Annotated in this window: 1 protein-coding gene; it reads right to left on the reverse strand. The window is 71.1% G+C overall.

Annotated features, from left to right (window positions below; genetic code table 11):
* Nucleotides 1-380, reverse strand: a 380-nt coding sequence (locus G3I78_RS50915; RefSeq protein ID WP_164437450.1) for a glutathionylspermidine synthase family protein, incomplete at both ends; no start/stop codon positions are given.

Below are 380 nucleotides of genomic sequence, written 5' to 3' on the forward strand. Positions count from 1 at the left end.
TGCGGGGCGAAGGGGTCGGTGACCAGCCATTCCCACGGGTAGAGCTTGAAGCAGCTGCGGATGAAGCCGAGCCCCCGGTCGACGAACCGGCCCGACAGGCTGTCCCAGCCGATCTGCTCGACGGACAGCTCCACGGTCGCCAGGCCCGCCTGCTCGGCGGTCTCCTGGAGGTAGGCGACCGTCATCAGGTCCTCGCCGAGCTCGTCCGTCTCGGAGTGCGCGAAGTGGACCGGGCCGGGCGGCAGCAGTTCCGCCTGCCGGCGCCAGGCTTCGACGAGCCGCTCGTGGAGGGAGTTCCACTGGTCGGCGCCGGGGAAGCGCTCCTCCATCCAGAACCACTGCGGACTGGCCGCCTCCACGAGGGACGTGGGGGTGTCGGC

This window comes from Streptomyces sp. SID13726 (assembly GCF_010548375.1).
In the GTDB taxonomy this organism is placed as follows: Bacteria; Actinomycetota; Actinomycetes; order Streptomycetales; family Streptomycetaceae; genus Streptomyces.